Below are 8,777 nucleotides of genomic sequence, written 5' to 3'. Positions count from 1 at the left end.
TAGTTCTTAATGCACTATTACTTACTGTACCTCATGCACCTCGAAAATGCTGTATTTTTCATTCATTGGCAGAATATCTTATTTAAATAAATTAAATTTTCTCTTAGCATTACATATTGATGTTACTAAATTATAAAAAAGCAATCACCTCTTCTCTCCTTCCTCTGTGCCTCTGCGGTTCGTTAAAAAAAAGCGTAGGCGAAGCCCGCCGTTCGCGTAGCGTCTCCAAGAGTTGGCATCGCCTGCAAAATCTCCACAGTGCGATCGCTATGGTAAGCTACACTAACAATTAATCAACTTAACTTATATCGGTAATCGCCTTATCCGGAAAGTTTCGTTACTGACAGAAATAATCGCCCCTAGTTCTAAATCTGCCTGACATTCCCTTAAAACTTCTGTCAAACGCTCATTAATTGCGTTGTAATTGTCATTTCCTAATCTAAACAAAATTACACTGGGTAAATTATCCCCACTAGTGGCTAAAAGTTGGGCAAAATCCAAGTCTACAGTTAATAAAATTCTCTCTTCTGTACGAGCTTTCACTAAAATCTGATCATCTGGTAGTTTTTGCAATCCTTCATCGCGCAAATGTACCACATCATAACCAGAACTACGCAACCAAGACACAGTGCGTAGAGAAATTCCCATATCAGCTAAAAATTTCATTTTACTGAATTAAGCAGTTTTGAAGGGATAAACCCGTTCTTGAGTTAACCAAGCTGCGTAAAGTAAAGATTGACGAATATCCTCTAGTTCTAAATCAGGATATTCTTCTAAAATCTCTTCTACAGATTTGCCGTTAGCTACCAAATTAACTACCAATGAAACTGGAATCCGCATCCCGCGAATACACGCTTGCCCCGCCATAATGCGAGGATCAAATGTAACTCTTTCCAAACCTAACATAAATTATTTTTTGTAATATTTTCTAGTTTCTCATAAATTGCCTGAGCATAGAGAGGATACCTCCAGTTCACCTCTGTAGATAATTCTTTGAGTTGTGGAAGTCTTCATTTGGATAGTCACAAAAGTCTTCTCCTTCTAAGTCAGAGAATATATCTAATTCACTACCAGGTGCATAGTCTACAATTGCTGTGATTGCAGCTAGTGCTAATTGGCGTTTTTGCTCATCTTTAGCTTGAAGAACCAATTGCAGGGCTGATTCAGCTATCTTCAGGCGATCGCTTCTGCTCAGGTTTGAGAGTGCTTGGAGAATTTCTTTAGTTTCAATATTTATTTATAGAGCAACTTATATTACTAATGGTAGTGAAATTATGATAAGCGATCGCCTGCAAAAATCCCCATAGTGCGTAGGTGAAGCCCGCCAAAGGCATCGCTCTCTTCTTACTCTATATCCTCTGCATCTCTGTGGTTGGTTAAAAAGAGCGATCGCATAACCTACTTAATTAAAATACGTTCGCCCTAAAGAAGATTCATCGTGCGTAGGCGTTCGTGTAGCGTTTTGCAGGAAAGCCCGCCAAAGGCATCGCCTTTTCTTCCTTTGTGTCTTTGTGGTTCGTTAATAAATAATTTGGTAACTGAGATCAACCAGTTGTAAGACGCGAAAACGTAGTTATGTGATTATACAAAACACCCCACTCCACATTAGCCTCAGCCAAAGTAAAATGAGGTGCTTTTTTTATCGGTAATTAAACAGACTTTAAAATTAATCCAATGACTTGCCAGCTTTACTTAAAAGCTTACCCAATCTTTGAATTGGCCCCTTAAATCCCCTTGGGGCTTCAGTTGCAGCTTGTTGAGTTTGTTCACCCAGTTTTGTCAGCACCTCGGCAAAGTCAGCACCTTTGGCGGTTTTGCGCTTCAAGAGTTGCTTAAGTTCTTTAAGTCCATTAGCAACTTCTTGGAGATTCTCGTTTTCAGACTTATGCAATAAGGTGTACCACGTATCAATTGCACCTTGCGCCGCTTCAGGTTCAATTTTAGTCAAGTCTCCTTCAAGAGTTTCTATTACTGATTCTATCTGTTCAATCTGTTCGCGGTCTTCCGCCTTACCTAGTGAAACACCTATATTGCGAAGTTGCTTACCCAACTTCTGTAACGGAGTTTTTAGTTCCTTATCACTATCAGAAACAACATTACTTGTTTGCTCACCAACTTCAGTTAGCACTTCACCAATTTCATGACCAGTGGCCTTACCACTTTTCACCAGTTGCTTGAGTTGCTTGAGGTTATCGGCAATTTCTTTGATTTCTGGCTCTTTAGCTTTGTGTAAATAAGTATACCACTCGTCGATTAAGCCAATAGCAGTTTCGCTATCAAGAGCAGTCAAGTCTCCTTCTAGTGCAGAAACAAGTGAATCTAAATCCAAGTTATCAGCTTTATCAGCTTTTTTAGCTGCTGTGCTTTCTTTCTTGGCAGCAGTCTCCCCTTGTTTACTATTGGATTTTTGTTGAGAACTCATGGTGTAATTTCCGTAATAAAATTAAATAAGTGTACAGGTATCACTTTATAAAGACTCTACGGAATTGCCCTCATTCTTAGGTAAGACTTACGCACTATATAAATCTATAATTATGTATATTAATAGGAATCAAATCTTTTAGACCTTTAGTGAAAGCCCAACAACAAGTACTATTCACTTTTTCTGTAAGCTTTCCTATAGAGTAGCTGTTCTAGAAGCTAGGGGCTGATTGTAGCATAGGTGTAAAAGTGCTAATAAATATTTCTACCTTTAAGCGAAATATAAAAAATTATCGTCGTCTGACAGTGCTGTGTTGGGCTTGGAGTTCTTCTAGCTAACTCACCGTTTCATCGGGATTTCTATCCAGAACTCACAGCCTTTACCCGGTTCAGAAACACACTTGATATTACCACCGTGTTTTTGCACAATAATTTGGTAGCTAATAGACAACCCTAAACCAGTACCCTGTCCGGGTTGTTTGGTGGTAAAGAAAGGTTCAAAAATGCGTGATCGCACAATCTCTGGAATCCCACAACCATTATCAGCAATCCAAATCAGAATAGTATTTTCTTCTATTATTTCTGTACGTATGCAAATTTTAGGATTATCAATTATTTTTTCATTAGTTACTGAGTTTTCCAGTGCATCGATCGCATTGTTGAGAAGATTCATAAATACCTGATTCATCTGGGCTGCATAACAGACCACTGGGGGCAATTCACTATATTGTTTAACTACCTCGATAGCAAAAGAATTAGTTTGTGGTTGCAGTCGATGTTGTAAAATCAGCAAAGTACTATCGATGCCTTCATGAAGGTCAACGGGCTTCATTCCAGTTTCATCAAGTCGAGAAAAACTTCGTAAGGACAAGACTAATTGAGAGATCCGCTCTGCCCCCATCTTCATTGAAGTCAAAATTTTGGGCAAGTCATCACTAATAAAATCTAAATCCACTGCTGCTGCTTGCTTCTGAATTTCTCCTGTTGCTTTAGGATCCTGTTTCTGATAAAAGCGCAATAATTTAAATAAATTTTCGGTATGTTCAGTAACATAAGTGATGTTGCCATAAATGAAACTAATCGGGTTATTAATTTCATGTGCTACACCAGCAACTAACTGCCCTAAGCCTGCCATTTTCTCACTTTGAATTAACTGGCTCTGAGTATGCTGTAATTCTTTAAGAGTCTGGGCCAGCTCTTCTTTTTGACATTGAGTTTGTTCGAGTAATTCCGCTTGCTGAAGTCCTACCCCTAACTGAGTACCAATCTGCATCAGCAAATCTACTTCATCTTCTTGCCAATCACGGGGTTTAATATTTTGATAAGCTGCTAGTAATCCCCAAAGTTTCTCACCCTGAAAAATCGGCACAATCATATATGCCCTAGCCTCCATTCGTTCAATTAAGGCAACATAAGAAATAGAATCATCTGTGCTGTAAATATCCTTAATGACCAGAGTTTTACCATTAGCAAAGTCTCCTACTTGGTTTTTTTGCAAGTAATCATCTGCGTTGGCGTAGCCCGTCGTAGACATCGCAGGTACAATTTTCTTTACTGGTGTCCAATCTTGGGCTAAAGACTCAGCAACAAATTCGCCACTCCAATCAGCTTGGAATCGATAGATTGTCACTCGGTCAACTTCTAATAACCGTCGGACTTCTTCTGTACTAGTAGCAAAAATGGTGTCAATATCAAGAGAGTGGCGGATTTTCTCTACGGTTGCAGCCAGGGCCTTCTCCCTTTCGGCTGCTTTCCGTTCTCGTTCGGCGGCTTGAGCCAGTTTTTGAGCTTGCACCTGCATCTGTGTCAAGGATTCAGCTTGCTGTAATGCTACTCCCAATTGAACGCCAACTTGTGCCAGTAAGTTGATTTCTTCATCTTGCCAATAACGAGGCTGGGAGTTTTGATAAGCTACTAGCAATCCCCAGAGTTTTTCGCCTTGAGAAATTGGTACAAAAACTTCATTACGTGCATACTTACCTGCTTGTTTCCCTTGCACAAGTACGCGTTCTATCACTGGCTGCGGCTTAACCATTGGTGTCCAGCCATCAACGATGGAATCAGCCACAAATTCCTCACTCCAATCAGGATAGAAGCGATAAATTGCGACTCGTTCTACTTCTAATAGCCGACGAACTTCTTGAGTAGTGGTTTTAAATATGGCTTCAATTTCAAGAGACTGACGAATTTTTTCTACTGTGTGCGCCAACGCCCTTTGCCTTTCAGCAGCTTTACTAATGTCTGCTGCTTGGATCTGCATTTGTTGGATAAATTCCGCTTGCTGCAAAGCCACACCTAGCTGAGTGCTCACTTGGGTAAGCAAGTAAACCTCATCTTTTTGCCAATCACGGCTTCCAGCATTTTGATACGCTGCTAGCATGCCCCAGAGCTTCTGACCGTGGTAAATGGCAATGATCGCATAAGCTCTTGCTTGATATATCTCTAAGATTTTAATGTAGCAGTCGCTAAAGCCTGCACTGTAAATGTCATTACAAATCCGGTACACTTCACACCGACTGAAGCTACCACCCTCTGTATCTTGTAAGTAGGTATCAGCAACTGGGGGTTTAGCTAAATCTTTGGTGCTACATTCGCTGACGTTTTCTTTCAATTCTGGCCGTTGCGACTGTCTCTCTATGAGGGAAACCCAACCCTCTGCTACTGATTCAAACACGAATTCACCACTCCAATCGGGATTAAAGCGATAAATAGCCACGCGGTCAGCATTTAGCAACTGCCTAAGTTCTGCGGTGGTTGTGTGAAAAATGCTTTCCAAATCGAGGAATTGACGAATTTTCTCAATAGTGATAGCTACGGTTTTCTGCCATTGGGCTGCTTTTTCTCTGGCTTTTGCTTGTGCTAGTTCTGCTGATTGTAGTTTGACTTGTTCGAGGAAATCTGCTTGCTGTAAAGCAACTCCTAGATGTTCGGCGATTAATTGCACAAACTCAATTTCTGATGCTTCCCATTGTCGAGGACTATCACACTGATGAATACATAACAATCCCCATAAATCTTTACCTTTGATCAAGGGGGCAGTTATATTGGCACGTACTTGGAATTTTTCCAGAATCTGGATGTAGCAATCACTAGCATTAACTTGATAAATATCAGCTATTGCTCTAATCCGGCCTTGCTGATACAATTTCGCGAACTCCTCGCTAAAGCAGTGGTCGTGCAGTTTGGCTGCTAGTGCCGAATCCCATTCTGTTGCCACATCTTCGTAGATAAATTCTCCTTCCCATGCCAAATCAGGATAAAAACGAAACACGCTAACCCGATCACTTTTCAGAAGTTGGCGGACTTCAGTGACTGTAATTTTAAAGATGGTTTCTATATCTAGAGACTCGCGGATGCGGGCAATAACTCCAGATAAGGCTTTTTGTTGCTCATTCTGACGTAAGGAGGATATCACGTCTGAATAAGATTCTTGCCGTTCTGAATTTGGTTGTATGGGTTGAGTAGTAGAGGAGTTTTCCATTCCCAGTGGGACTTTAAATATTGAAAGTCTTCTATCTCATGATTCCCGTTGCGATCGCAAAGGTAACAGTTATTTTCTGGGAATGCCAAAAAAAATAGTGTAGGGACATGATATTATCGTGTCCCTACAAAAACATTTCTCAACCACGAGAAAATTATCGCCGCTTGGGAGTGGCGCTGCGGCTGCTGCGTTTGTCATCATCTCGGCGACGACGATCGCGCCAATCTGTCACGGTCAAATAACCAATACCACCAGTGACTACTACGAGTAGCACTACGGCTACTATTGTTAAAATACTCAAAAATGGACTTTCCACGATGCCTCTACAGTCCGTTACGTCCCCAAACTACCATTGCAATTGACCAAGTAAACACAACTAACAGTGATACCCAACCTAGTGTCAAAATCTCCATAGTCCCGTTTTTCAAATAATTACAAAAGGTTTCTAATATTTATCATACAGGGATTGGGCAGGCTCAGATTTGTTTATAAATGAGATTATAAGTTGGAGTGCGATGTCTACGATGGTCACTGAGCTTGCCGTACCACTTCCCTACGGGACGCTACGCGAACGTGGAAGCAAGCTACGCGCAGCGTCTGGTAGAGAAGTGCAGGCTATTCGGCGTCGCAAACGATACACCATTTTTTATTGTTACGCTAGTACTTCAGGCATTAATAAAGACAAATGTAAAAAATTAGTGATCGCGCTTTGCCACTTGATAGTTTGGGAATACTAGGGTTATGCGTAGATATTTCAAATCCAGCAACCCCTAGTATCATGCCGACGTTTTTCAACTATCCTTTCCACTCTAATGGTTTTGTTGCCCACGGACATTGTTATCTCTGGAAAACTGGATTAATTTGGCTCCACATTATTTCTGATGCCACGATTGCTCTTGCCTATTATTCCATTCCCTTCCTACTGATTTACTTTATTTCCAAGCGCAAAGACGTTCCTTTCAATGGAGTCTTTTTGTTATTTAGTGCTTTTATCATTGCCTGCGGTACTGGACACTTGATGGATATTTGGACGCTTTGGCATCCAGACTATTGGATTGCAGGTGGTTTAAAAGCTTTAACTGCCATTATGTCAATATATACGGCATTTGCGTTATTTTTTCTCATGCCTCAAGCTCTAACACTACCTAGCCCTGCCCAGTTAGAAGTTATCAATCGAGCGCTTTCAACTGAAATTGTAGAACGCAAGCGCATCGAAAAAGAACTACGCGTTGCACAGGAAGTCACTCAAAACTCCAGCCAAGCCAAGAGTGAATTTCTCGCCAATATGAGTCATGAGCTACGCACACCTCTTAACGGTATTCTGGGCTATACACAAATTCTCCAACGCACAGAATCTTTAAGTGAGAAAGGACGCAAAGGAGTCAGCATCATTTATCAATGTGGTTCCCATCTTTTAACCCTAATTAATGATGTCCTGGATCTCTCGAAAATAGAAGCTCGAAAACTAGAATTGTATCCTGTTGATTTCTACTTGCCTGCCTTTATTGATAGCGTGACTGAAATTTGCCGCATCCGGGCAGAACAAAAGGTCATCGCATTTAACATTGAACTCGATCCTGATTTGCCAATGGGCATTCATGCTGATGAAAAACGCTTGCGGCAAGTACTGATTAACTTGCTTAGTAATGCGATCAAATTTACTAATCAAGGTAGTGTCACCTTCAAAGTTCAGGTCATTGATCAAGAAGCAAACGCTAATGGAAAAACTGACTACAAAATTCGCTTTCAGGTAATAGATACTGGCACGGGTATAATCCCTGAACAAGCCGAGAAAATCTTTCAGCCCTTTGAGCAAGTGGGAAATCAGAAACGACAATCTGAAGGTACAGGTTTGGGATTAGCAATTAGCGAAAAAATTGTTTTGTTGATGGGTAGTCAAATTCAGGTGCAAAGTATCTTAGGTAAAGGTAGCACTTTTTGGTTTGAGGCAAAATTGCCAGAATCTAAAGACTGGGCAAAGGTTTCCAGAGTGGTTGAGCAGGGAACCATTATTGGTTATCAAGGACAAAGACGCACCATTTTGATTGCGGATGACAAATGGGAAAATCGATCAGTAATTGTAAATTTACTAGAGCCTGTTGGGTTTACTGTTGTAGAAGCTAGTCAGGGTGAGGAAGCATGGGAACAGGCTCTACTCTACAAACCAGACATGATTATCACTGATTTAGTGATGCCTATATTGAATGGATTTGAGTTGATCGAACGTTTGCGCCAGTCTGGGCCATTTAAAGAGATTGCTGTTATCGCTTCGTCAGCCAGCGTATTTGCTATCGACCAGCACAAAAGTATTGATGTCGGTGCAGATGCATTTCTACCAAAGCCTATAGAAGCTGAAACGCTGCTGGAAATACTACGACAATTTTTGCAACTGGAATGGATTTTTGACGTTAAGTTAGACGCAATCAAAAAAAACTATACAGGTAGTTTCAATCAATCAAATGAGATGATTTATCCTGCTAAAGAGGTTTTACAAGAGTTACTCAATCTGACACAAGACGGCGATATTCAAAAACTTTTAGAACTTGCTGAGGAACTTTCTGCATCTGATGAGCAGTTAAGCCTTTTTACCCAGCATATCGTCCAACTTGCTAGTAATTTCCAACTCAAACGTCTGGAAACTTTTATTGTAAGTATTCAGGAGTCAGAATAAATGAGACAACCTGGAAAAATATTTCAATACTTGATGGTTTAACAGAAAGTGCATCAGTTTGTTTCATTTATATACCAATTTACTAATCAATAGCTTCAGTAAGTTAATAAGTTACTAATTTACTATGCTGATTCAATTCTGAATTCTGACTCCTGGCTCCTGAATTCTTTTATTCAAGAATACATCAATTAATTTGAGTTAAAT

The 8,777-nt window shown here is 40.4% G+C and carries 9 protein-coding genes; 2 read left to right on the top strand and 7 right to left on the bottom strand.

What is annotated here, in order from left to right:
• Window positions 1-119 precede the first annotated feature (119 nt).
• A complete protein-coding gene (locus ACFE90_RS11780; RefSeq protein WP_375500639.1) occupies window positions 120-293 on the top strand; it encodes a hypothetical protein in 174 nt (57 codons plus the stop codon).
• A gap of 10 nt (window positions 294-303) precedes the next feature.
• Here the strand turns inward: ACFE90_RS11780 and ACFE90_RS11775 are convergent, their stop codons facing one another.
• From ACFE90_RS11775 to petN, 7 genes are all read right to left on the bottom strand, one after another.
• The gene (locus tag ACFE90_RS11775) at window positions 304-666 is read right to left on the bottom strand and encodes a DUF5615 family PIN-like protein (protein ID WP_375500637.1); all 363 of its coding nucleotides are present in this window, start codon (window positions 664-666) and stop codon (window positions 304-306) included.
• A 9-nt stretch (window positions 667-675) separates the two neighbouring features.
• On the bottom strand, window positions 676-906 hold the full coding sequence (locus tag ACFE90_RS11770; protein WP_292869388.1) for a DUF433 domain-containing protein: 231 nt from the start codon (window positions 904-906) through the stop codon (window positions 676-678).
• Between the two features lie 67 nt (window positions 907-973).
• Window positions 974-1,150: a hypothetical protein gene (locus tag ACFE90_RS11765; protein WP_375500635.1), complete on the bottom strand. Its 177-nt coding sequence runs from the start codon at window positions 1,148-1,150 to the stop codon at window positions 974-976.
• Between the two features lie 516 nt (window positions 1,151-1,666).
• On the bottom strand, window positions 1,667-2,422 hold the full coding sequence (locus ACFE90_RS11760) for a hypothetical protein (RefSeq protein WP_375500633.1): 756 nt from the start codon (window positions 2,420-2,422) through the stop codon (window positions 1,667-1,669).
• Window positions 2,423-2,761: 339 nt separating this feature from the next.
• Window positions 2,762-5,902 (bottom strand): GAF domain-containing protein, encoded by a 3,141-nt coding sequence (locus tag ACFE90_RS11755; RefSeq protein ID WP_375500631.1) that lies wholly within the window; start codon window positions 5,900-5,902, stop codon window positions 2,762-2,764.
• A 154-nt stretch (window positions 5,903-6,056) separates the two neighbouring features.
• Window positions 6,057-6,203 carry a hypothetical protein gene (locus ACFE90_RS11750; RefSeq protein ID WP_375500645.1) on the bottom strand — a complete coding sequence of 49 codons (147 nt, stop codon included), beginning with the start codon at window positions 6,201-6,203 and terminating at the stop codon, window positions 6,057-6,059.
• A gap of 22 nt (window positions 6,204-6,225) precedes the next feature.
• A complete protein-coding gene (petN, locus tag ACFE90_RS11745; RefSeq protein ID WP_012408302.1) occupies window positions 6,226-6,315 on the bottom strand; it encodes a cytochrome b6-f complex subunit PetN in 90 nt (29 codons plus the stop codon).
• Between the two features lie 365 nt (window positions 6,316-6,680).
• On the opposite strand from petN, the gene ACFE90_RS11740 reads away from it, so the two are divergent.
• Window positions 6,681-8,573 carry an ATP-binding protein gene (locus ACFE90_RS11740; protein ID WP_375500643.1) on the top strand — a complete coding sequence of 631 codons (1,893 nt, stop codon included), beginning with the start codon at window positions 6,681-6,683 and terminating at the stop codon, window positions 8,571-8,573.
• The last annotated feature ends 204 nt before the right edge of the window (window positions 8,574-8,777 follow it).

The sequence above is a fragment of the uncultured Nostoc sp. genome (genome assembly GCF_964245445.1).
Lineage (GTDB): Bacteria > Cyanobacteriota > Cyanobacteriia > Cyanobacteriales > Nostocaceae > Nostoc.
Note: the sequence above shows the minus strand (reverse complement) of the source record. Positions and strands in the feature narration are given on the sequence as shown.